The following is a 21,268-nucleotide window of genomic DNA, read 5'->3' as shown; positions in this document are numbered from 1 at the left end:
TGATGCCATGGGTCTTGCCCAGGGCGCCATCCGTGTTGTTCTGTGCCACTCTGTGTTCTTCTGTGTTCTTCTGTGTTACTCTGCTTTTAGCGTCTCGGCTCCCCGGAGCGGTGACGCGTCGGTCTTCAGCAGGTCGAGCACGATCACCTCGTTGCGGCCCGTCTTGAGGAACGACGCGGGGCAGTACAGGCGGAACTGCGGCCCGATCTCCCAGTAGCGGCCGAGGTTGTGCCCGTTCACCCAGACGACGCCCTTCTTGTAGCCGCTCATGTCGATGAAGGTGTCGGCCGGCTTGTCGAGCGTGAACTCGCCGCGAAAGAAGAGGCCGGGGCGCGTCGCGAGGGACGCGACGCCGGCGTCCGCGCGCGGCGCCGATTGGTCGCGCCGGGTCGCATGGTCGCGCAACGACGCCTCGTCGCGCAGCGCGGTCACCCACGACGACGCCAGCGGGAGCAGCTGCACCTCCCAGTTGAAAAGCGTCATGCCGGAGAGCGTCACGCGGTCGGTGATCCCTTTTCGGTCGATCATCGCCTGCGCGAAGTTGATGTGTCCCATTCCCTCGACCAGAATCTCGAGCACGGGGTTTGGTGCGCTCACCTTCGGGAGATCGAGTCCCGTCTCACCCAGTCGGCGGTCGATGGTGCCGACGAAGGCGCCATCGACGAAGACCGTCGCGTAGTCGTGCAGTTCGGTGACGACGAGCCGGCCGCTCTTCCGGCCGACGAGCGTCGTGCGATAGAGCACCAGCCCCTGATTCTGGCCGTAATGCTCGAACGGACGGGGATGCACCGCCGCGATGGGACGGGGCATGTTGTTCCAGAGCGACGCGAAGGGGCGCATCGGGAACTCTGGAATGCGGATGGAGGGCACGGGCACAGGCACGGGCGGCACGGTCTCGCCGGGCGGCAGCGACGCCGCAATCTGCGCGCGCAGCATCTCGTACTTCGCCGTGGCGCGTCCCTGTTCGTCGATCGGCGCGTCGTAGTCGTAGCTGGTGACATCCGGCTCGTAGCCCTTGCCGCCCGAGTTGGCGCCGGCCGTGAAGCCGAAGTTCGTGCCGCCGTGGACCACGTAGAAGTTGAACGACTTCTTCGCGGACAGGAGGAAATCCACTTCCTTCCGCAACTCGTCCACCGACGGCGCCGCCCACTTCTCGCCCCAGTGCGTCAGCCAGCCGGGATAAGTCTCGGACGAGAAGACGGGGACGCCGGGGACGATGGAACGCGCCAGGTCCCAGTGCTTCTCATCCGACCCGCTGTCGAGTCCCACGGCGGCGCCGGCGACGTGCCCGGCTTCGAGCATGTACGGGGTTGGCCCATCGGCGGTGAAGAACGGCACGTCCACCCCATTTCGGCGCCACACGTCCCTGAGGTGCGACATGTACCGGCGATCGTTGCCGTAGCTCCCGTATTCGTTCTCGATCTGCACCATCAGGATGGGGCCGCCCTTGGTCACCAGCAGCGGGCGCACCTGATCGGCCAGCCGCGCGATGTAGCGTTCGGCGGCCGCAATGTACCGCGGGTACATCGAACGAATACGCAGCTCGGGGTCGCGCAGCAGATACGGCGGCAGGCCGCCAAAGTCCCACTCGGCGCAGACGTACGGACCCGGGCGCAGGATCACCCACATCCCCTCTTCCTGCGCGATGCGCACGAAACGCGCGATGTCGCGATTGCCCGTGGCGAAGTCAAAACGCCCTTCGGTTTCCTCGTGATAGTTCCAGAAGACGTAGGCCGCGATGGTGTTGAGGCCCATCGCCTTCGCCATCCGGATGCGATGCCGCCAATACTCGGCGGGAATACGTGCCGGGTGCATCTCGCCCGATCGGATCTGAAGCGGCTTGCCGTCGAGCAGGAAGTCCGTCGCCGACAGCGAAAAGGTGTGGCGCGCCGGCGTCGGCGCCTGCGCCGGCGCGGAAGCGGAAGTGACGAGGGCCAGGATGACCGCGGCAGCGAGTGGCTTCATGCCCCGAATGTGCCGCACGGCGCCGGCGGCCGCGAGGTCGCGACAGCGGGCCATGGCGCGCGAGGTCGCGCTCGCGGGGCGCGAGGATTTATTCTTCCCCCATGACCATTCGCATCCTCGTGACCGGCGGCACGTTCGACAAGGAGTACAACGAGCTCAACGGCACGCTCGCGTTCCACCGCACGCATCTCGAAGACATGCTGCAGCGCGGACGCTGCAAGCTGCCCGTGTCGATCGACGTGCTGATGATGGTCGATTCACTCGAGATGTCCGACGCGGACCGCGCGCGCATCGTGCAGGCCTGCCGCGCCTGTGAGGAGACCCGCGTGGTCATCACGCACGGCACGGATACCATGGTGGAAACCGCGCAGGCCATTGCCGCCGGCGTGCCGGACAAGACGATCGTCCTCACCGGGGCGATGGTGCCGTACGCCTTCGGCAGTTCCGACGGACTCTTCAACCTCGGCAGCGCCCTGTCGTTTGCCCAGACGCTTCCCCCCGGCGTCTACGTGGCGATGAACGGACGTTTCTTCCCGTGGAACAAGGTGCGGAAGAACCGCATCCTCGGCGTCTTCGAGGCCAACGAAAGCTGACGCCGGCGCGCGTTGCTTGAGTTGCCGGCGGTGGGCAGTAGCTTAGGGCGTCATTTCTTCCGAGCCTGCCATGCGTCGCCTCGCCGTCGTGCTGCTTCCCCTCTCGCTCACCGCGCAGCCCCTCGGCGCCCAGGCGACCGCTGCGGTTGCGTCGTGGATCCACTTGGACGCGGTGCCCGGGACGGAGGCCTCCACGGCAAAGGTGCTGACCACGGCACTCACCGGCTGGCGCGCGGACCAGTGGGGGAACCTCGTGAAGCGCGCCGGCTCGGGCGCGCCGCATCGCGTCGTGGCCTGCGCGCTCGATTACTCGGCGTACGTGGTGTCCCACATCACCGACGCGGGGTACATCCGCCTGCGCCGCACCGGCGTGCCGGCGCATCCGCTGTGGAACCAGTTCCAGGAAGCGCAGCGCGTGGCGGTCATGACGGCGCGCGGCCGCGTGCCCGGCGTCGTGGCCGTCCCGAACGGACACTTCGCGCGCCAACACGCGGCCGACAGCCTGGTGGTCACGGACGGCCAGCTGTGGGTGGATCTCGGCGCGTCGTCGCGCGCCGAGGTCGAGGCGCTCGGCGTGGCGATGCTCGATCCGGTGCTTCCGGACCGTCCGCTCTGGACCTTCGCCGCGTTCGCGACTGGCCCGGCGGCCGGCGCCCGCGCGGGCTGCGCGGCGGTGGCGTCAGCGGCCGCACAGGCCCCGGCGAGCGGCACGACGACGTTCGTGCTCTCCACGCAGCGCGCGGTGGGTTGGGTGGGACTCTCAACGGTGCTCGCCGCGCTCGGGCCGGTGGACGAGGTGTCGATCGTGGACGCGGGCCGAGCGACGCGCGGTACCGCCACGTTTGGCAGCGCGCGCCTGCCGCAGGCGTTCCGTGCCCTCAACGGCCGCGTGCGTCCCGACTCAGTGGCGGTGTACACGCCCGCAGTACGGTGGCCAGGCGCGACCGTCGAGTCCATCGACAGCACCGAGGCCAATGCGCTGCGACAGTGGGTGGCGTCGGCGGCCGGTCTCGTGCACTCGCCAGCGTGGGTGGCGATTCCCGCCGACACGACCCACCGGCTCGCGCCGCGACGTGACGGCTACGGCGCGATGGAGAAGCTCTTCACCGACCTCGCGGACGTGCACGGGGTTGCCGGGCACGAACAGCGCATTCGCGAGGTGGTGCTTTCGCGGCTGCCCGCGTGGGCGCGGCAGCGAGCGCAGGTAGATTCGGCCGGGAACGTCGTGGTCGCGGCCGGCCCCGATCGCGATGCCATTGCGATGATCGCGCACATGGACGAGGTCGGATTCGAGGTCGTGCGCGTTCTCGCCGACGGACAGGTGACGCTGCGCTCCGTGGGCGGCGCCGTGCTCCCGTCGTGGGAGGGCGTGCCGGCGTACCTGCACTTCGATGCCCCGGGTGTCGAGTCATTGCGCGGAGTCTTTGTGCCGCGCGACACGGCGCGCCTGCGTGTGCCGCCGGCCCTCACCGCCTGGTTTGGTCTCGACTCAGCGGCGCTGGTGGCGCGCGGCGTGCGGCCGGGACTCAGCCTCACGGCTTACAAGCGCGCCGAGCGTCTGGCCGGCACGCGCATCACGGGGCGCGCCAGCGATGATCGCACCGGGAGCACCGCGCTGCTGACGGCGATTGCCGCCATCAAGCCCGACGCCCTGCCGCGGCGCGTCTATTTCGTCTGGACCGTGCGCGAGGAAGGCGGACTGAACGGCGCGCGCGCCTTCGGCAACCGGTATGGATCGTTGCTGCAGCGCGTGTACGCCGTGGACACCTTCGTCAGTTCCGACTCGCCGCTGGAGTCGCCGCAGTTTGCGTTCGCGCCGCTGGGCAAGGGGGCCGTGCTGCGCGGCGTGGACGATGGCTCGGTCGCGCCGCGCGCGGAGCGCGAGCGTGTGCTGCGCGTGGCGCGGGCGCACGGCATCCCCATCCAGGTCGGCGCCACGCAGGGGAGCACCGACGGATCGGCGGTCTCGCCGTGGGGCGCGCCCAACGTGGGACTCGGATGGCCGGGCCGCTACTCGCACGGGCCCGCGGAGATCTTCGACCTGCGCGACACGGCGGCGCTCGCCCGGTTGATCACGGCAATGGCCATGGCGCGCTGATCGTCGCGGACTGCCGCGGTGCGGGGGGATGCGTCATCTTGAATGATTCCCTTCCGAGGCCGACCATGCGCCCACTGCTGCTTTCCCTCCTGCTCGCGCCCGCGATCACCGCGGCGCAGACGCCCGCCGCCATCGACAGCATCGTCGAACGCGCCCTGACGACCTTCGGCAACCAGGGCGCGGCCGTCGTGGTCATCAAGGATGGGAAGGTCGTCGTCGCCAGGGGATACGGCATCAAGAAGATTGGCGCGCCGGACCGGGTCGGGCCCGACACGCGCTTCGGCATTGCGTCGAACAGCAAGGCGTTCACGGCGACCGCCATCGGCATTCTCGTCGAGGAAGGGAAGCTCGCCTGGGACGCCCCCGTGATCCGCTATCTGCCGGAGTTCGCGATGTACGATCCGTACGTCACGCGCGAACTCACCATCCGCGACCTGCTCGTGCATCGCTCGGGGCTCGGGCTCGGGGCCGGCGACCTGCTCTGGTGGCCGGCGTCGACGTACGACCGGAAGGAGATCGTGCGCCGGCTGCGCTACATCAGGCCCGAGGCAAGCTTCCGCACGGCGTACGCGTACGACAACGTGCTCTACCTCGTGGCCGGCGAAGTCATCGAACGCGTGAGCGGCCGCACGTGGGAGCAGTTCGTGAAGGAGCGGATCCTCGACAAGGTCGGGATGACGCACAGCACGGTCCGGCACAGCGACGCGGCCGGTGAGGACGACGTCGCCACGACCCACGCCGACATCGAGGGCACGGTGCGCGCCATCGCGCCGCTGACGAGCGACAACACCAACCCGGCGGGCGGCATCAACGCCGGGGCGCGCGACATCGCCAAGTGGCTGCTCGTGCAACTCGACAGCGGCCGGCTGGCTGACGGTTCGCGGCTCATCGCCGCGCGCACCGCACGCGAGATCTGGACCGGCGTGACGCCGATGGCCGCCGGCCCGGCCGCGCCGGAACTCGCCCCGCTCGGCAGGCAGTTCAACCTCTATGCGCTCGGCTTCCAGACCAACGACTTTCGCGGCCGGAAGATGATGTGGCACACCGGCGGACTGCCGGGCTACCTGTCGTGGCTCGGCTTCATCCCCGACGCGCGCGTGGCCGTGGCGGTGCTGACCAATACCGAGACGCCGATGTACGCCGCGCTCGGCTGGTCGCTGCTCGACTACGCCCTGGGGACGAAGCCGCCGTTCGATTTCGTGGGCGGGCGCGCGATGCTCGCCAAGCGCCAGCAGGACGAATTGACGATGATGCGCACCGTGGTGTCGGCGGGGCGCGATTCGCTGAGCAAGCCTTCGCTCGCGCTCGACAAGTACGCCGGCACCTACGAAGACGCGTGGTACGGCGACATCACCGTCGCGATGGTCAATGGCGCGCTGCGCATCGCGTTCGGCCACACACCGCAGTTGCAGGGGAAGCTGGTGCACTGGCAGCACGACACCTTCGTGGCACGCTGGGACGATCGCGAGATGCGCGCCGACGCGTTCGTGACCTTCCAGCTCAACCCCGACGGCACCATTGACCAGGTGAAGCTGCGCGCGGCCGATCCGGAGACGGACTTCTCGTTCGACTTCCAGGATCTCCTGCTCAAGCCCAAGCGCGCGCGGTGATGCGCCGCCTGTGCCTGGTCGCGGCGGGCCTCTGCCTGCTGTCGCGAGCGGCGCGCGCGCAGCGCGCCGTGACGGTGCAAGCCGACAACGATGCGTTCAATTTCTGGCAGATGCCCTGGGCGCGTCCCGACGAGGAGTACACCAGCGGTGTGCGCCTGGCCGTCGAGCGCGACGGCGCCGGCTGGTCGCGGCGGCTGGGTTGGGCGCTCGGCCGATGCGCGAACGGCCAGCAGTGCGCGTCGCACACCTTCGAACTGGGACAGGACATCTACACCGCGTCACGGCCGAAGGGATGGTCGGTGGCACTGCCGGGCGAGCGCCCCGACGCCGGTCTTCTCTGGATGGCGTCGACCAGTCGTGTCGCGCATCCGGGCGCCATCAATGAACTGCGCCTGACGATTGGCGTGACCGGCAAGCCCAGTCTCGCCGAGCCGATGCAACGAATGTTCCATGACATCGCGCCGCGCCTGAACCGCCCCATCACCTGGGGGCCGCAGATGCCCGCGGAGCCGGTCTTCTCGGTAGCCTTCGATCGGCGTCGCCTGATCGCCGCGGGATCGCTGGAATTGCAGCCGCACGGCGGCGCCTCGCTGGGGACGCTGCTGACCGAGGCGCGCGCCGGCATCGGCCTGCGCTATCCGAGCAGTGGCGTGCTGTCGTGGCAGCTGCCGCGCAAGGCCGGCGCGGTCTCGCTGGAATTCGCCGGCGATGCGCAGGTGCGCGGCGTGGCGCGCAACGCGATGCTGAGCGGCACTTTCTTCCGGCCAAGTCCGAGCGTGGCGCTGCGCCCGCTGGTCAGCGAGCTCACGGCGGGCCTGCGCCTGCAATGGCGCTCCCTCGAGGCTTCGTGGCTGGCGCACCAGACCGGCGCGGAGCACCGGGGCCGCACGCGACCGCACGATTGGTCCACCCTCGCGCTCTCGTGGCGGCCAACGCGCTGAGTGGGCGCGTGGCGATGACGGAACCTCGCGACGTCCCCGATGGTTGAACGGATACGCCCAGCCCCCCCTTCCGGAGGCCCCCCATGCCCGATTCGAAGCCCGAGAACCCGGCGCTGCGCGCCCAGCTGACGCCGCTGCAGTACGAAGTGACGCAGTGCAGTGCCACCGAGCCCGCCTTCCGCAACGAGTTCTGGAACCATCACGAAGCCGGCATCTACGTGGATGTCGTCTCGGGGGAGCCGCTCTTTGCGTCCACGGACAAGTTCGATTCGGGGACGGGATGGCCGTCCTTCACGCGCCCCATCGAGCCCGCGCAGGTCAGTGAGCACGAAGACCGCAGCCACGGCATGCGCCGCGTGGAAGTGCGCTCGGCCCAAGGGGACTCGCATCTCGGGCATCTCTTCCCCGATGGTCCCGGCCCTTCGGGCATGCGGTACTGCATCAACTCCGCGGCCCTGCGCTTCATTCCCGTGGATCGGCTCGAGGCAGAGGGATACGGGAAGTACCGATCGCTCTTCGCGTGAGGGGAACGCCTCTTACAGGCCACGGCGACCGCCCGTAGCGTAGAATGCATCCCGCGCGCCGCACGGCGCGCCGCCCGCCTGGTGCGGGCAGGAGGCGTCATGCACGAGGTCTTCGAGAACCGTGCCGAAGCCGGACGCCAGTTGGCCGAACGACTGTCGGCCTACGAAGGACAGCCGGGAGTGCTTGTCTTCGGCCTGCCGCGCGGCGGCGTTCCCGTCGCGTTCGAGGTCGCGATGGCGCTCGGCCTTCCCCTCGATGTCTTCATCGCCCGCAAGATCGGGGTGCCGGGCCACGAGGAACTGGCGATGGGCGCCGTGGCCACGGGTGACGTGCTCGTGCTCAACGAGGCCATCGTGGCGGCCTTTCACGTCACGCCGCCGGAGCTCGAGCGGCGCGTGCGCGTCGCCGAGTCGGATGTGCGCGTGAATGACCGGAAGTTCCGGGGCGAGCGGCCGCCGGTGGACGTGCACGGCAGCACGGTGATCCTCGTGGACGACGGCATCGCGACGGGAGCGACGGCGCGGGCCGCCGTGGCGGCGCTGCGGGCGCAAGGGGCGCGCCGGGTGATCGTGGCGAGCCCGGTGGCCGCGGTCGACAGCGAGCGGGAACTCGCGCGCGTCGCCGACGAAGTGATTGTCGTTCGCTTGCCACGCCAGTTCATCGCCGTGGGGGCGTGGTATCGCGACTTCGAACAGCTCGAGGATGCGCAGGTGCGTCTGCTGCTGGAACAGGCCGCCGCGCGCCTGCCCGAAGAGTGGCGCCACGCCGCCCATCGGCACGCGCACCTCGGGTGAGCCGGCGGTGTAGATTGCATCGTCCCCCTGCGTGAGAGGATGATGCTTCGCTCGCTCCTGCTGTCGAGTCTTGCCGCCGTCCCGCTCCTGGCCCAGGCGCCCGCGCCGGATTCCACGGTCGTGGACACGGTCGCTCCCGGCATCGTGCACACGTACCTCGTGCGCCAGTCGGGGCCGTGGCGGGTGCATGTCGTCCGGATCGACCTGCGCGACGGCGCGTACGCGGTGCGCAGCGTGCGTGCGCTCGACTCGCTCCGCGGCCGCGAGACGGTGAGTGGCATGGTCGCGCGGGCGCAGCGCGCCGGTGCCGAGGTGCGCGTGGCGATCAACGCCGATTTCTTCGACCTCAAGACCGGCGAGAGCATCAACAATCAGGTCAGCGATGGCCGCATCTGGCGGGCGCTGTCGTGGAGCGGGTCGGCGCGCTCGCCGATGCGCAGCGCCCGCGGCCAGTTCGGCATCACGCGCGACGGCCGTCCGGTGATCGACCGGTTCGTGTTCGCCGGAACGGTCCACGCGGCGCGCGTGTCGTGGGCGCTCGATGGCGTCAACACCGTGCCCGCCAACGGGCAGGGGCTCGTGCTCTGGGGGCCGGAGTCGGCGGGGAAGCCGCGCGCCGACTCTGCCCGCACCGCGCGCCAGTTGCGGGTGACGATCGTGCGCGGCAGCTGGCGCGATTCGCTGATGTTGCGGCCGCGAGGTCCGGTGACGGCGGCCGACTCGACGCCGCTGCGCCCGGGTGAGGGCGCGCTGGTGGCGTACGGCGCCTCGGCGTCCCGCCTCGACTCAATTGCCCGTGTGCCGCGCGCGTTCGATGTGCATCCGTCCTGGGTGCCGTCGGTGGGCGCGGTGGACCAGCTCGTCGGGGGCTGGCCCGTGATCCTGCGCGACGGCGTCCCGATGGTCGAGCGTTCCGCGACGCAGGAATTCACCGGCGCCAGCAACACCGACGTGCGACACCCGCGCAGCCTCATCGGGTTCGACGCCGATTCGAGCCATCTATTCCTCGTGACGGTCGACGGTCGCAGCACGGCCAGCGTGGGCATGACCCTCGCCGAGGCGGCGGAGTTCCTGCGAGGGCAGGGGGTGGAGCATGCGCTCAACCTCGACGGCGGCGGGTCCACCGTGCTCATCATCGACGGCCGGGTGGTGAATTCCCCGAGCGACACGGGCGGCGAGCGACCCGTGGCCAATGCGCTGCTGATCGAGGCCAGGCGCCACTCGCCCTAGGACATCTCGTCCGTTTCGCGTCGCGAGCGTTCCTTAAGGGCGAGCGTAGGTAGAATCCCGCACAAGCGTGCAGGAAAATTGCCCTTGTAGGCATCCTGTAGTTACCTCACTTTCGCCCCAATCCGGCGCCGTTGCCGGATCAGGTGGATCGCGTGTGCCCAGGCGTGTGGCCGGCTCTTTCGCGGCCCGTCATCTGGGGCCGCCTCGCCCGCGATCGGAACGGGACACCTCGAAAGGGGGGCTAGCCGGCATGTTCCTTCGTAACGCAGAGCCGTGGATGGATGGCTCGACGCTGGGTGAGCATCTCGAGGAGAGCGGCGTGTCGCGCCGCAGCTTCCTGGAGTTCTGCACGGAGATGGCCGTCATCCTCGGCCTCGGCAGTGCGGCCGCGCCATCGGTCGCCAAGGCGCTCGAGGCGCAGAAGCGCCCGACCGTGATCTGGCTCGAGATGCAGGAGTGCACGGGGTGCGTCGAGAGCGTCCTGCGCACCGAGGCGCCGACCATCGGCGACCTGGTGCTGGACGTCGTCTCGCTCGATTACAGCGAGACGCTCATGGCCGCCGCCGGGCACGCCGTGGAGAAGGCCAAGGCCGACTCGATGGCCAAGAACAAGGGCGGCTACGTGCTGATCGTCACCGGCTCGGTCCCCACCAAGGAAGACGGCATCTATTGCATGGTGGCGGGCCGCACCATCCGCGAGCACCTGGAAGAGGCGGCCGAGGGTGCGGCCGCGATCATCGCGCTCGGCGCCTGCGCGCACTGGGGTTCGGTGCAGGCGGCGCGTCCCAATCCCACCGGCGCCGTGGGTGTGCGCGACATCATCAAGAACAAGCCGATCATCAACATCGCGGGCTGCCCGCCCATCGGCGACGTGGTCACGGCGTCGGTGGTGCACTTCCTGACCTTCGGGCGTCTGCCATCCACCGACCGCGAGGGGCGCCCGCTGTTCGCCTACGGCAATCGCATTCACGATGATTGTCCGCGCCGGGCGCACTACGACGCCGGCCAGTACGTCGAGAATTTCGACGATGACGCGGCGCGCCGCGGCTGGTGCCTCTACCAGATGGGATGCAAGGGACCGGCGACCTACTCGCCGTGCCCGATCGTGCAGTGGAACAACCGGACCAGTTGGCCCATTGGCGCCGGTCACCCGTGCATCGGCTGCACCGAACCGTACTTCTGGGACACGATGACGCCGTTCTATCGCCGCCTCCCCGAGGTCGGCGGTTTCGGCGTGGAAGAGCGCGTGGACACCATCGGCGCCTCGCTCGCCATCGGCGCCGCCGCCGGCGTGCTGACGCACGCGGGGATGACCGTGCTCCACCAGATCCGCCGCCGCAAGTCGATGAAGCAGGTCCCGGAACATGAGCACCCCGCGACGGAGGAGAGCCACAATGGCTAGCACGAAAGTCGTCGTTGATCCGATCACCCGCATCGAAGGCCACCTGCGCATCGAAGTGCAGGCGGAGGCGGGGAAGATCAGCGGCTCGTGGGCGACGGCCACGATGTTCCGCGGCATCGAGACCATCATGACCGGACGCGACCCGCGCGACGCCTGGGCGTTCACGCAGCGCATCTGCGGCGTCTGCACCACGGTGCATGCGCTGGCGTCCGTGCGCGCCGTCGAGGACGCGCTCGACATCCGGATTCCCGCCAACGCCAACATCATTCGCAACCTGGTCCACGGGATGCAGTTCATCCAGGACCACGTCATCCACTTCTACCACCTGCATGCGCTCGACTGGGTGGACGTGGTGAGCGCCGTCGGCGCCGATCCCAACAAGGCGGCGGCGCTGGCGCGGTCCATCTCGCCGTGGCCCAACAACGACGCGGCGCACTTCGCCGCCGTGCAGGCGCGCCTCAAGAAGTTCGTCGCGTCGGGCCAGCTGGGCATCTTCGCCAATGGCTACTGGGGCCATCCGGCCTACAAGCTGCCGCCCGAAGCGAACCTCATGGCGGTCTCGCACTATCTCGAGGCGCTCGACTGGCAGCGCGATGTCATCCGCCTGCACACGGTCTTTGGCGGCAAGAACCCGCACCCGAACTTCCTCGTCGGCGGCATGGCCAGCGCCATCAACCTCGATGAGGTCGCGACCATCAACGCGGTGCGCCTGGCCGACGTGATGGGAATGATCAAGAAGGCCAAGGATTTCGTGGAGCAGGTGTACTGGCCGGACCTCGTGGCCATCGCCTCCTTCTACAAGGACTGGGGGGCGATCGGCGGCGGCGTGCCGAACTTCCTCGCCTGCGGCGAATTCCCCGAGACCGACGCGCGCGACCTGGGCTCGCTCTACTTCCCGCGCGGCATCATCATGGGGAAGGATCTCTCCAAGGTCGTCGAGTACGACCACAAGAAGGTGGCCGAGTACATCACGTCGTCGTGGTACACGTACGAAGGCGGCGACGACAAGGGGCTGCACCCGTGGGAAGGCGAGACGACGCCCAAGTACACGGGCGCCGCGAAGTACGACTTCCTGCAGGGCGAGAAGAAGTACACGTGGATGAAGGCGCCGCGGTACGAGGGGAAGCCGATGCAGGTGGGGCCGCTGGCGCGCATGCTCGTGGGCTATGCCTCCGGGCACAAGGACATCAAGGAGCTCGTGGGGCAGGCGCTCGGCAAGCTGCAGGTCGGTCCTGCCGTGCTCTTCTCCACCCTCGGCCGCACGGCGGCGCGGGGCATCGAGACGGTGCTGCTCGCCCACAAGATGCAGGAGTGGTTCAACCAGCTCATCTCCAACGTGAAGCAGGGGCAGACGGCCACGTTTACCAAGGACAAGTGGGAGCCGCACTCGTGGCCGAAGACGGCGCAGGGCTACGGGTACCTCGACGCCCCGCGCGGCGCGCTCGGCCACTGGGTGCAGATCGAGAACGAGAAGATCGCGCGCTATCAGTGCGTCGTGCCGAGCACGTGGAACTGCTCGCCGCGTGATGCGCAGGGTCAGATGGGGGCGTACGAGGCGGCGCTGGTGGACAACCATCCGCTGGCCAGGCCGGATCAGCCGCTCGAGATCCTGCGCACCATCCATTCCTTCGATCCGTGCCTCGCCTGCGGCGTGCACGTGCTCGACGCGGACGGAGGTCTGCTCGCGGAGGTCAAGGTTCAATGACGACTGGCAAGCCAAGGCCGCCGGTCCGCCCGTCGTGGTTTGACACCAAGCTGCCGCGGGCCCGCGGGGACATCACGTGGATCTACCTCTGGGGTGCGCCGCTGCGCTTCTCGCACTGGCTGTCGGCCGTGACCCTGCTCATCCTCTTCGTCACCGGACTGTTCATCAGCTTCCCGATGTGGGTCACGGCGGGGGAGGCGAGTTCGCACTTCCTGATGGGGCGGTTCCGCTTCATCCACTACACGGCCGCCGCCTTCCTGGTCTTCGGCGGGATCATTCGCGTCTACTGGATGTTCGCGGGCAACCAGTTCGAGCGCTGGCCGGCGCTGTGGCCGTTCACGCGCACGAACCTGCGCCATGCGCTGACGATGCTGAAGTCGTACGCGACGCTCAACGCGGACATCCAGCCGCACTTCGTGGGGCACAATCCGCTGGCGCAGGGCGCGTACACGACGATCTACGTGCTCACCACCATCATGATCTTCACCGGGTTCGCCATGTACGGGCAGTCGAATCCGGGCGGGTTCTTCTACACGATGTTCGGGTGGGTGCCGTCGCTGCTGGGCGGGCTGCAGCACGTGCGGCTCCTGCACCACTCGATCGCGTGGTTCTACCCGATCTTCTTCTGCATTCACATCTACCTGGCCATTCGCTCCGACTACCTGGAGCGGGCCGGCGTCGTGTCGTCCATGCTCACGGGGGGCCGCTTCGTCGCGTCGCACGAGAAGTTCGAGGACTGCGACCTTGGCGACCAGCCGGCGGTCCCGTGGCACACCGGAGAGCATCCCGTTTGGGTGAAGGAACCGTAGTCATTGGCGTCGGCTCCCCCGTGATGGGGGACGACGGACTCGGCCTGCATGTGCTCGAGCGCCTGCAGGCCGAGTGGGTCTTCGCCCCCGAAGTCCGCCTGATTGACGGCGGCACCTGGGGGATCGCGCTGCTGCCGGACATCGAGGATGCCGCGCGCCTGATGTTCCTGGATGCCATCAACACCCAGCGGCATCCGCCCGGGACGGTGCTGCTGCTCGAGCGCGACGCGATCCCGCTGGTCACCGACCACAACAAGCTGTCCCCCCATCAAGTGGACCTCCGCGAGGTGCTGGCGGTGGCCGAATTCCGGGGCACGCTGCCCGACGAGACGTGCGCGGTGGGGGTGGTCCCCCATGTGGTAGACATCGCCACCGAGCTCTCGCCGGTGGTCCAGTCGGGCGTGGATGCCTGTATCGCCCAGGTGATCCAGCGGCTAACATCATGGGGGCACACCTGCACGCGCCGCGCACGGGCCGACGTCCCATCCGATGCATGAACTGAGCTTGGCTATCGAGATCGGTCGCCTCGCCGAGGAGAAACTCGGCGCGTCGACGTCGCGCTGTGTCGCGGTGGGGGTGGAGGTGGGAACGGAGAGCGGCGTGGAACCTTCCGCGCTCGAGTTCTGCCTGGAGGCCGTCTTCAGCCACCCCCCGTGGGCCGGCGCCCGGCCCGTGCTCGAGCGGCCGCCCGGCGACATTTTTCAGGTGACCTGGTTCGAGATCGAGGACGATGACAGTCCGCAAGATTGAAGTCCGCGAGCGCGTGATGGCCCGCAACGACGAACTCGCGGCGCAGGTTCGCGCCCGGCTCGCCGCCCATGGCGTCACGGCCATCAACCTGATGTCGTCGCCCGGGGCGGGAAAGACGACGCTCCTCGAGCGCACCCTCGGCGAGCTGGCCGAGTCACTCGATATCGCGGTGGTCGCTGGCGACTGCCAGACACAGAACGACGCCGACCGGCTGGCCGCCCACACGGGGCGCCTCGTGCAGGCCATCGTCACGGGCGGCGCGTGCCACCTCGACGCGCTGCAGGTCAACGACGCGCTCGACCACATTGATCTCGACCGGACGCGCCTGCTGATCATCGAGAACGTCGGCAACCTCGTTTGCCCGGCCTCGTGGGACCTGGGCGAGAAGGCGCGCGTGGTGCTGTTCACGGTCACGGAGGGCGAGGACAAGCCCCTCAAGTACCCGAAGATGTTCGAGAAGGCCGACTGGGTGGTGCTCACCAAGACCGACCTGCTTCCGTATGTGCCGTTCGACGCCGAGCGCGCGGTACGCTACTGCCTGCAGGTGAATCCACGACTGCGCTTCATTCATGTGTCGGCGATGTCCGGGGACGGGATGAACGAGTGGTTCGACTTCCTCCGTCAATCGGTCGCGCCGCTGGCGAACATCTGATGACCGCCTCCCCCGCGCTCTCGGCGCGGCACCTCACGGTGACCGGCGTCGTACAGGGCGTCGGCTTCCGGCCCTTCGTGCATCGGCTGGCGGCGCGCTTCGGGCTGTTTGGCTGGGTGCGCAATGTCGCTGGCACGGTGGAGATCCGGCTCGAGGGATCCTCGGACCAGTGCGACGCCTTCGAGGCGGCCCTGCGCGCCGAGGCCCCGCCCGTGGCCCGCATCGACATCGTGCACTCGGCGACGGTCGATGCGGACGGCGCGACGGCGTTCGCGATCGTGGCGAGCGAGGACGCCGACACGCTGCGGCCGGTGCCGCCGGACATCGCCACCTGCGCGCCGTGCGAGCGCGAGCTGTTCGATCCGAACGATCGACGCTACCGGCATCCGTTCATCACGTGCACCGATTGCGGACCGCGCTACACCATCGTCGACCGCCTGCCGTACGACCGCGAACGCACCTCGATGAAGGCGTTCGCGGCCTGTCCCCGCTGTGCGGCAGAGTACGCGACACCCGATGACCGCCGCTTTCACGCCGAGACCGTCGCCTGCCCGGACTGCGGTCCGCGGGTCTGGTTTGAGGAGACGGATGGCGAGGCGCGCGCGGAGAGCGACGCGGCCATACTGCGGGCGGCCACCGCGCTGCGCACGGGCGCGGTCGTCGGACTGCGCGGACTGGGCGGTTTCCACCTGGCGGTGGATGCGAGCAACGATGCCGCGGTGCGCCGGCTGCGCCTTCGCAAGCAGCGAGATGCGAAGCCGCTGGCGGTGATGGTTCGCACGCTGGACGACGCGCGCGCCCTGGCGCATGTGAGCGAGCGGGAGGCGGCGGCGCTGAAGTCGAGCGCCGCGCCCATCGTGCTGCTGCGGCCGCGCGACGGCGCGCCGCTCGCACCGTCGCTGGCCCCCGGACTCGACCGGCTGGGCGTGATGCTTGCCTATACGCCGCTGCACCACCTGCTGCTCTCGGCCGTGGACCGTCCGCTCGTGATGACGAGTGGCAACCTGAGCGAGGAACCCATCGCCATTGGGCTCGCCGAGGGGCGCGTGCGGCTGCGTCCGCTGGTGGACGCCTTCCTGCTGCACGATCGGGAGATCCTGTCGCGCTGCGACGACTCGGTCGTTCGGATCGCAGGGCCGCACGCGATCCTGATGCGACGCGCGCGCGGCTACGCGCCACTCCCCATCGCGCTGCCGGTGGCCACGCCGGCGCCGCTGGTCGCCGTGGGACCGCACCTCAAGAACACGTTCACGCTGGCGCGCGACGGACAGGCGTTCGTCAGTCCGCACATCGCCGACCTCGACGGGCTCGAGGCCATCGAGCACTGGCAGCAGACGTACGCCCGGTATCGTGATCTGTTCCGCGTCGATCCCACGGTGGCCGTGCGCGACTTGCATCCGGGGTATCTCTCCACGCGCCTGGCCGAGGAGCTGGGCCTGGCGCGCGTCATCGCGGTGCAGCACCACCATGCGCACGTCGCCGCGGTGGCCGCCGAGCACGGCGTGACCTCGCCGGTGGTCGGATTGGCCTTCGATGGCACCGGTTACGGCGACGACGGGCATACCTGGGGCGCGGAAGTGCTCGTTGCCGACCTCGCGGGCTACCAGCGCGTCGCGCAGCTGCGGTATGTGCCGCTTCCCGGCGGAGACGTTGCGGCCCGCGAGCCGTGGCGCGTGGCGGTCGGCTACGAATCGCTGGCCGGAGGTCAGTCGGACGCCTTCTCGCTCGCCTACCAGGGCATCCCGCTTTCGCTGCGCGCGGGCGTGCGGCAGCAGGTCACCCGCAAGGTCAACGCGCCGCTCGCCTCATCCGTGGGGCGCCTGTTCGATGCCGCCGCCGCCGTACTCGGCGTGCGGCAACACGCCTCGTTCGAGGGGCAGGCGGCCATGGAACTCGAGGCGCTGGCCGGCGACCTGCACGCCGCGCCGCTGCCGTTTCCGACGTACGAGGAAGACGGCCGGATGCAGCTCGACCCGGTGCCGTTGCTCATGGCGCTGGGCGAAGGGCGCAAGCACGGCGTGGACGTCGCGCTGCTGTCGGCCCGGTTCCACGAAAGCATCATCGAGGCCATGGTGGACCTCGCGCGCCTCATCGCGGGCAGCTTCGGCGTCGACACGGTGGTGCTGAGCGGCGGCGCGTTCCAGAACGCGAGGTTGCTGACCAACGTCGCCCGCCGGCTCTCCGAAGCGCGCCTCCGCGTGCTCGTGCCGCGGACGCTGGGCCCCAATGATGGCGCCATCAGCTACGGCCAGGCCGCCATCGCCGCCTGGACGTTGTCCCGGGAGTGAGCAGCAGGTATTGTCTCGCTTCCCGTCGGTTCTGTCCCGTTCCTGCACTCATCCCCCGTCCCCACGCCTCTACCTCCTCCCCGTTCCTCACTCACATGTGCCTCGGAATCCCCGGAAGGATCGCTTCGATCCGCGATGATGCGGGCCTCACGATGGGCGTCGTCGACTTTGGCGGCGTGCGCCGTGAGGTCTGCCTGCAGTACGTGGCCGACGAGGTGGCGGTCGGTGATTACGTGATCGTGCACGTGGGCTTTGCCATCACGAAGGTGGACGAGGAGGAGGCGCGCCGCACCTTCGAGGTGCTCAAGGAGATGAGCCAGCTCGAGGAGCTCGAGTGGATGGCGGAGGTGGCCGACGCGTCGCTCAGCCGCACGCAGAAGCCGGATGTGCAGGGTGCAGGGGAGTCGTTGTGAAGTACCTCTCGGAGTACCGCGACGCCGACATCGCCAAGTCACTGATCGCGCGTATCAAGGCGCGGGCGACGCGCCGCTGGACGCTGATGGAGGTCTGCGGCGGGCAGACGCACACGATCGTGCGCCAGGGACTCGACGAGCTGCTCGAGGGCGCCGTCGAGATGATCCACGGCCCGGGCTGCCCGGTCTGCGTCACGCCGCTCGAGCAGATCGACAAGGCGCTCGCCATCGCCGCGCGTCCCGAGGTGATCTTCACTTCGTTCGGCGACATGCTGCGCGTCCCCGGCAGCGACTGCGACCTGCAGCAGGTGCGCGCGCGCGGCGGCGCGGTGCGGGTCGTCTACTCGCCGCTCGACGCGCTGGCGCTCGCCCAGCAGCACCTTGACAAGGAAGTCGTCTTCTTCGCCGTCGGCTTCGAGACGACGGCGCCGGCCAACGCGATGGCGGTCTGGCGCGCCCGGGATCTCGGCGTGAAGAACTTCAGCGTGCTCGTCTCGCACGTCACCGTGCCGCCCGCGATCACCGCCATCCTCGAGTCGAGCGACAATCGCGTGCAGGGTTTTCTCGCGGCGGGGCACGTCTGTGCCGTGATGGGGTGGGAGGAATACGAGCCCATCGCCACGAAGCACCGCGTGCCGATCATCGTGACGGGATTCGAGCCGGTGGACATCCTCGAAGGGATCTGGATGGCGGTCGACCAGCTCGAGGCGGGGCGGCACGAGGTGATGAACCAGTACGTGCGCTCGGTGCGCCGGCAGGGCACTCCGCCGGCGCGCGCGCTCGTGGCGCAGGTGTTCGAGCTCGCCGACCGGCAGTGGCGGGGCATTGGCGAGATCCCGATGAGCGGACTGCGCCTGCGCGAAGAATTCGCGGAGTACGACGCGGAACGGAAGTTCGGCGTCGGCGGGCTCAAGGTCACCGAGCCCGCCGACTGCCGGGCGGGCGATGTCCTCACGGGACGCATCAAGCCGCCGCAGTGCGCGGCGTTCGGCACGATCTGCACGCCCGAACGGCCGCTTGGCGCTCCGATGGTGTCCACCGAGGGTGCCTGCTCCGCGTACTACAACCTCGCCAAGTATCGGGCCACCGACGCGGCGGAGGCGACGTCGTGACCAAGCGCCCGCCGGTCAATCCCGCGCAGCTCAGCTGTCCGGTGCCCCTCGAGCAGTCCGACCGCGTGCAGCTGGGTCATGGATCGGGCGGCAAGCTGAGCGCACAGCTGGTCGCGCGCCATTTCCTGCCGCATTTCGAGAATGCCGCGCTGTCACAGCTGGGCGATGCCTCCGTCGTCACCGTCGGCGGCGCGGAGCTGGCCGTCTCCACGGACTCGTTCGTGGTGCACCCGGTGGAGTTTCCGGGTGGCAACATCGGCACGCTCGCCGTGCACGGCACGCTGAACGACGTCGCGATGATGGGGGCGCGTCCGGTCTGCCTCACCGCGGGCTTCGTGCTCGAAGAGGGACTCTCGCTCACCCTGCTCGATCGCGTGATTGACGAGATGGCGCGCGCGGCGCGCGCGGCGGGGGTGCCAATTGTCGCTGGGGACACCAAGGTCGTCGATCGCGGGAAGGCTGATGGCCTGTACATCAACACCACCGGCATCGGCGTCCTCGATCCGACGTTCCGGCCGGCGCCGGCCCGCGCGGAGGGCGGGGACGCGATCCTGGTCAGCGGCGCCATCGCACGGCATGGCATGGCCATCATGGCGGCGCGCGAGGGACTCGCCTTCGAGAGCGCGATCACGAGCGACACGGCGTCGCTCGCGCCGCTCGTCGACGCGCTTCGCCCACTGGGTGGGGACGTGCACGTGTTGCGTGATCCCACCCGTGGCGGCGTCGCCAGCACGCTCAATGAGATCGCCGTCTCGTCGAATGTGGGGATCGAGATCGACGAGACGGCCCTGCCGGTGCCGGGGGACGTGCGCGCGGCGTGCGAGATGCTCGGCCTCGATCCGCTGTACGTGGCCAACGAAGGCGTGATGGTGGTGTTCGTCGCCGAGGCCCAGGCCGAGGCGGCGCTGCGTGCCTTGCGCTCCCACCCCGTGGGCGCCGACGCCGTGCGCATCGGCCGCGTCGTGACGGCGCACCCGCGCATCGTCGCGCTGCGAACCCCGCTCGGCGGGACGCGCGTCGTGGACCTGCTGCCCGGCGATCAGCTGCCGCGCATCTGCTAGCGGTCGGAGCGGTCGGCGCGTTCGCAATCGGCGGGCCTTGAGCGGGTGCCGTCAGCGGGCGAGCTTCCGTGACACCGCCTGATCCGGAGGATCCGTGTCGCACGCACCTGGCTTTCTGGCCCTCATCGAGTCCCTGCGTCCGCACGTCACGGAAGTGACGCTCGCCCAGGCGCGCGCGCGTCAGGCGGCGGGCGCCCACCTCGTGGACATTCGCGAGCAGAGTGAGTGGGCCGCGGGGCACGCGGCGGGCGCGACATATCTGGGCAAGGGCGTCATCGAGCGCGACATCGAGGCGACGATTCCCGACAAGGATGCCGAGATCATCCTGTACTGCGGCGGCGGCTACCGCTCCGTCATCGCTGCCGACTCGCTGCAAAAGATGGGTTACACGAAGGTCAGCTCGATGATGGGCGGCTGGCGCGAGTGGAGCGCCAGCGGCGCTCCAACGGAATAGCATCCGCCATCGGCCATCCGCCGACTTCCCCCGCCGCACCGACTGGACGCCGCGAACACCAGCCCTAACTATACACGGTATGCCGAACAGCATCCTCGATCCGCGTTCGCGCGCCGGCCTGCTGGCGCGGATTGACCAGCTCGACCCCGCGACCCCAGCGCGCTGGGGACGGTTTACGGCGCCCCGGATGGTCTCGCACCTGATCGAGTCGGTTCGCATGGCGCTTGGCGAGTTGCCGGTGCGGCGCCGGCGGTCCATACTCGGCAATCGGCTGGTGCGCGCTCTCGTGATTCATGTACTCCCCTTTCCCCGGGGGGCGCCGACGGCCGGGGAACTGCTCGCCCGAGCGCCCGCATCGTGGGCGTCGGACATCGCCACGCTCAAGACGCTGATCGACCGTGCCGCCGCGCATCCGCCGCACGGTGTCTGGCAGCCGCATCCGGTTTTCGGCATCCTCTCCGACGACGACTGGGGCGTGCTCATTTACCGTCACACCGCGCATCATCTTTCGCAGTTCGGTGCCTGAACCTTCGTCCCCAACCCGGAGCAACCCGTGATCAAGGAATTCGTTGCGTTCCTCAAGCAGTACGGCGTGGTCGGGCTCGCCATCGCGGTCATCATCGGCGGGAAGCTCAACGACCTGGTCACCGCCGTCGTGGGCGGCCTGCTGATGCCGATCGTCGGCCGCATCACCTCGGTCGCCGGCGGCGACTGGCGGACGCTCGTTGTGCCGATTGGCGGCATCAACTTTGAATTCGGCAAGGTGCTGGGCGCGGGCATCGACTTCATCATCGTCGCCCTCATCGTCTTCTGGATGGCGAAGAAGATCCTGAAGGAAGAAGTGGTCGCCAAGAAGTAGTTCATCG

General features: G+C 69.1%; 21 protein-coding genes. 20 read left to right on the top strand and 1 reads right to left on the bottom strand.

Translation table 11 applies throughout. The annotated features are described in order from the left end of the window. Positions 1 to 75 precede the first annotated feature (75 nt). A complete protein-coding gene (locus VGJ96_04380) occupies positions 76 to 2,019 on the bottom strand; it encodes a glycoside hydrolase family 35 protein (protein ID HEY3286342.1) in 1,944 nt (647 codons plus the stop codon). Positions 2,020 to 2,066: 47 nt separating this feature from the next. Here VGJ96_04380 and VGJ96_04375 point away from each other — a divergent pair, with 47 nt between their 5' ends. The 20 genes from VGJ96_04375 (at position 2,067) to VGJ96_04280 (ending at position 21,261) form a co-directional block, all read left to right on the top strand. Then, positions 2,067 to 2,558 (top strand): asparaginase domain-containing protein, encoded by a 492-nt coding sequence (locus VGJ96_04375; protein ID HEY3286341.1) that lies wholly within the window; start codon positions 2,067 to 2,069, stop codon positions 2,556 to 2,558. A gap of 70 nt (positions 2,559 to 2,628) precedes the next feature. After that, a complete protein-coding gene (locus VGJ96_04370) occupies positions 2,629 to 4,656 on the top strand; it encodes a M20/M25/M40 family metallo-hydrolase (GenBank protein ID HEY3286340.1) in 2,028 nt (675 codons plus the stop codon). A 65-nt stretch (positions 4,657 to 4,721) separates the two neighbouring features. After that, positions 4,722 to 6,266 (top strand): serine hydrolase, encoded by a 1,545-nt coding sequence (locus VGJ96_04365; protein ID HEY3286339.1) that lies wholly within the window; start codon positions 4,722 to 4,724, stop codon positions 6,264 to 6,266. Then, complete coding sequence (locus tag VGJ96_04360) at positions 6,266 to 7,207, top strand: lipid A deacylase LpxR family protein (GenBank protein HEY3286338.1); 942 nt, start codon at positions 6,266 to 6,268, stop codon at positions 7,205 to 7,207. Before VGJ96_04365 ends, VGJ96_04360 begins: the two co-directional genes overlap by 1 nt. An 83-nt stretch (positions 7,208 to 7,290) precedes the next feature. After that, entirely contained in the window at positions 7,291 to 7,731 is a 441-nt protein-coding gene (msrB, locus tag VGJ96_04355) for a peptide-methionine (R)-S-oxide reductase MsrB (GenBank protein ID HEY3286337.1), read from the top strand. 99 nt (positions 7,732 to 7,830) lie between these two features. After that, positions 7,831 to 8,526 carry a phosphoribosyltransferase family protein gene (locus VGJ96_04350; GenBank protein ID HEY3286336.1) on the top strand — a complete coding sequence of 232 codons (696 nt, stop codon included), beginning with the start codon at positions 7,831 to 7,833 and terminating at the stop codon, positions 8,524 to 8,526. 42 nt (positions 8,527 to 8,568) lie between these two features. Then, positions 8,569 to 9,756 carry a phosphodiester glycosidase family protein gene (locus VGJ96_04345; protein HEY3286335.1) on the top strand — a complete coding sequence of 396 codons (1,188 nt, stop codon included), beginning with the start codon at positions 8,569 to 8,571 and terminating at the stop codon, positions 9,754 to 9,756. A gap of 250 nt (positions 9,757 to 10,006) precedes the next feature. Next, positions 10,007 to 11,158 carry a hydrogenase small subunit gene (locus VGJ96_04340; protein HEY3286334.1) on the top strand — a complete coding sequence of 384 codons (1,152 nt, stop codon included), beginning with the start codon at positions 10,007 to 10,009 and terminating at the stop codon, positions 11,156 to 11,158. Next, on the top strand, positions 11,151 to 12,863 hold the full coding sequence (locus VGJ96_04335) for a nickel-dependent hydrogenase large subunit (GenBank protein HEY3286333.1): 1,713 nt from the start codon (positions 11,151 to 11,153) through the stop codon (positions 12,861 to 12,863). Before VGJ96_04340 ends, VGJ96_04335 begins: the two co-directional genes overlap by 8 nt. Continuing rightward, entirely contained in the window at positions 12,860 to 13,672 is an 813-nt protein-coding gene (cybH, locus tag VGJ96_04330; protein ID HEY3286332.1) for a Ni/Fe-hydrogenase, b-type cytochrome subunit, read from the top strand. The genes VGJ96_04335 and cybH overlap by 4 nt, the downstream gene beginning before the upstream one ends. Positions 13,673 to 13,695: 23 nt before the next feature. Continuing rightward, positions 13,696 to 14,169, top strand: coding sequence for a hydrogenase maturation protease (locus VGJ96_04325; GenBank protein ID HEY3286331.1), 474 nt, complete (start codon positions 13,696 to 13,698; stop codon positions 14,167 to 14,169). Beyond that, the gene (locus tag VGJ96_04320) at positions 14,162 to 14,422 is read left to right on the top strand and encodes a hydrogenase/urease maturation nickel metallochaperone HypA (protein HEY3286330.1); all 261 of its coding nucleotides are present in this window, start codon (positions 14,162 to 14,164) and stop codon (positions 14,420 to 14,422) included. Before VGJ96_04325 ends, VGJ96_04320 begins: the two co-directional genes overlap by 8 nt. After that, complete coding sequence (gene hypB, locus VGJ96_04315) at positions 14,403 to 15,074, top strand: hydrogenase nickel incorporation protein HypB (protein HEY3286329.1); 672 nt, start codon at positions 14,403 to 14,405, stop codon at positions 15,072 to 15,074. The genes VGJ96_04320 and hypB overlap by 20 nt, the downstream gene beginning before the upstream one ends. After that, positions 15,074 to 17,362 (top strand): carbamoyltransferase HypF, encoded by a 2,289-nt coding sequence (gene hypF / locus VGJ96_04310; protein ID HEY3286328.1) that lies wholly within the window; start codon positions 15,074 to 15,076, stop codon positions 17,360 to 17,362. The genes hypB and hypF overlap by 1 nt, the downstream gene beginning before the upstream one ends. Before the next feature lie 95 nt (positions 17,363 to 17,457). Beyond that, complete coding sequence (locus tag VGJ96_04305) at positions 17,458 to 17,775, top strand: HypC/HybG/HupF family hydrogenase formation chaperone (protein HEY3286327.1); 318 nt, start codon at positions 17,458 to 17,460, stop codon at positions 17,773 to 17,775. Further along, positions 17,772 to 18,887, top strand: a complete 1,116-nt coding sequence (hypD, locus tag VGJ96_04300) for a hydrogenase formation protein HypD (GenBank protein ID HEY3286326.1) — start codon at positions 17,772 to 17,774, stop codon at positions 18,885 to 18,887. Before VGJ96_04305 ends, hypD begins: the two co-directional genes overlap by 4 nt. Continuing rightward, a complete protein-coding gene (gene hypE / locus VGJ96_04295; GenBank protein ID HEY3286325.1) occupies positions 18,884 to 19,948 on the top strand; it encodes a hydrogenase expression/formation protein HypE in 1,065 nt (354 codons plus the stop codon). The genes hypD and hypE overlap by 4 nt, the downstream gene beginning before the upstream one ends. Before the next feature lie 94 nt (positions 19,949 to 20,042). Beyond that, on the top strand, positions 20,043 to 20,402 hold the full coding sequence (locus VGJ96_04290; protein HEY3286324.1) for a rhodanese-like domain-containing protein: 360 nt from the start codon (positions 20,043 to 20,045) through the stop codon (positions 20,400 to 20,402). A gap of 79 nt (positions 20,403 to 20,481) precedes the next feature. After that, complete coding sequence (locus tag VGJ96_04285) at positions 20,482 to 20,928, top strand: DUF1569 domain-containing protein (protein ID HEY3286323.1); 447 nt, start codon at positions 20,482 to 20,484, stop codon at positions 20,926 to 20,928. Positions 20,929 to 20,955: 27 nt separating this feature from the next. Further along, on the top strand, positions 20,956 to 21,261 hold the full coding sequence (locus tag VGJ96_04280; GenBank protein ID HEY3286322.1) for an MscL family protein: 306 nt from the start codon (positions 20,956 to 20,958) through the stop codon (positions 21,259 to 21,261). Positions 21,262 to 21,268 lie beyond the last annotated feature (7 nt).

It is taken from the genome of Gemmatimonadaceae bacterium (genome assembly GCA_036504815.1).
GTDB lineage: Bacteria > Gemmatimonadota > Gemmatimonadetes > Gemmatimonadales > Gemmatimonadaceae > PNKL01.
The sequence above is the reverse complement of the archived record's forward strand: the minus strand, read 5'-3'. Positions and strand labels throughout refer to the sequence as shown.

What these genes read in the sequence shown, in the direction of transcription:
- cybH (HEY3286332.1), top strand. Translation starts at nt 12,860, where the DNA reads ATGACGACTGGCAAGCCAAGGCCGCCGGTCCGCCCGTCGTGGTTTGAC.
- VGJ96_04365 (HEY3286339.1), top strand. Translation starts at nt 4,722, where the DNA reads ATGCGCCCACTGCTGCTTTCCCTCCTGCTCGCGCCCGCGATCACCGCG.
- VGJ96_04350 (HEY3286336.1), top strand. Translation starts at nt 7,831, where the DNA reads ATGCACGAGGTCTTCGAGAACCGTGCCGAAGCCGGACGCCAGTTGGCC.
- VGJ96_04335 (HEY3286333.1), top strand. Translation starts at nt 11,151, where the DNA reads ATGGCTAGCACGAAAGTCGTCGTTGATCCGATCACCCGCATCGAAGGC.
- VGJ96_04375 (HEY3286341.1), top strand. Translation starts at nt 2,067, where the DNA reads ATGACCATTCGCATCCTCGTGACCGGCGGCACGTTCGACAAGGAGTAC.
- hypF (HEY3286328.1), top strand. Translation starts at nt 15,074, where the DNA reads ATGACCGCCTCCCCCGCGCTCTCGGCGCGGCACCTCACGGTGACCGGC.
- msrB (HEY3286337.1), top strand. Translation starts at nt 7,291, where the DNA reads ATGCCCGATTCGAAGCCCGAGAACCCGGCGCTGCGCGCCCAGCTGACG.
- VGJ96_04380 (HEY3286342.1), bottom strand. Translation starts at nt 2,019, where the DNA reads ATGGCCCGCTGTCGCGACCTCGCGGCCGCCGGCGCCGTGCGGCACATT.
- hypB (HEY3286329.1), top strand. Translation starts at nt 14,403, where the DNA reads ATGACAGTCCGCAAGATTGAAGTCCGCGAGCGCGTGATGGCCCGCAAC.
- VGJ96_04320 (HEY3286330.1), top strand. Translation starts at nt 14,162, where the DNA reads ATGCATGAACTGAGCTTGGCTATCGAGATCGGTCGCCTCGCCGAGGAG.
- VGJ96_04360 (HEY3286338.1), top strand. Translation starts at nt 6,266, where the DNA reads ATGCGCCGCCTGTGCCTGGTCGCGGCGGGCCTCTGCCTGCTGTCGCGA.
- VGJ96_04305 (HEY3286327.1), top strand. Translation starts at nt 17,458, where the DNA reads ATGTGCCTCGGAATCCCCGGAAGGATCGCTTCGATCCGCGATGATGCG.
- VGJ96_04285 (HEY3286323.1), top strand. Translation starts at nt 20,482, where the DNA reads ATGCCGAACAGCATCCTCGATCCGCGTTCGCGCGCCGGCCTGCTGGCG.
- VGJ96_04340 (HEY3286334.1), top strand. Translation starts at nt 10,007, where the DNA reads ATGTTCCTTCGTAACGCAGAGCCGTGGATGGATGGCTCGACGCTGGGT.
- VGJ96_04345 (HEY3286335.1), top strand. Translation starts at nt 8,569, where the DNA reads ATGCTTCGCTCGCTCCTGCTGTCGAGTCTTGCCGCCGTCCCGCTCCTG.
- VGJ96_04325 (HEY3286331.1), top strand. Translation starts at nt 13,696, where the DNA reads ATGGGGGACGACGGACTCGGCCTGCATGTGCTCGAGCGCCTGCAGGCC.
- VGJ96_04370 (HEY3286340.1), top strand. Translation starts at nt 2,629, where the DNA reads ATGCGTCGCCTCGCCGTCGTGCTGCTTCCCCTCTCGCTCACCGCGCAG.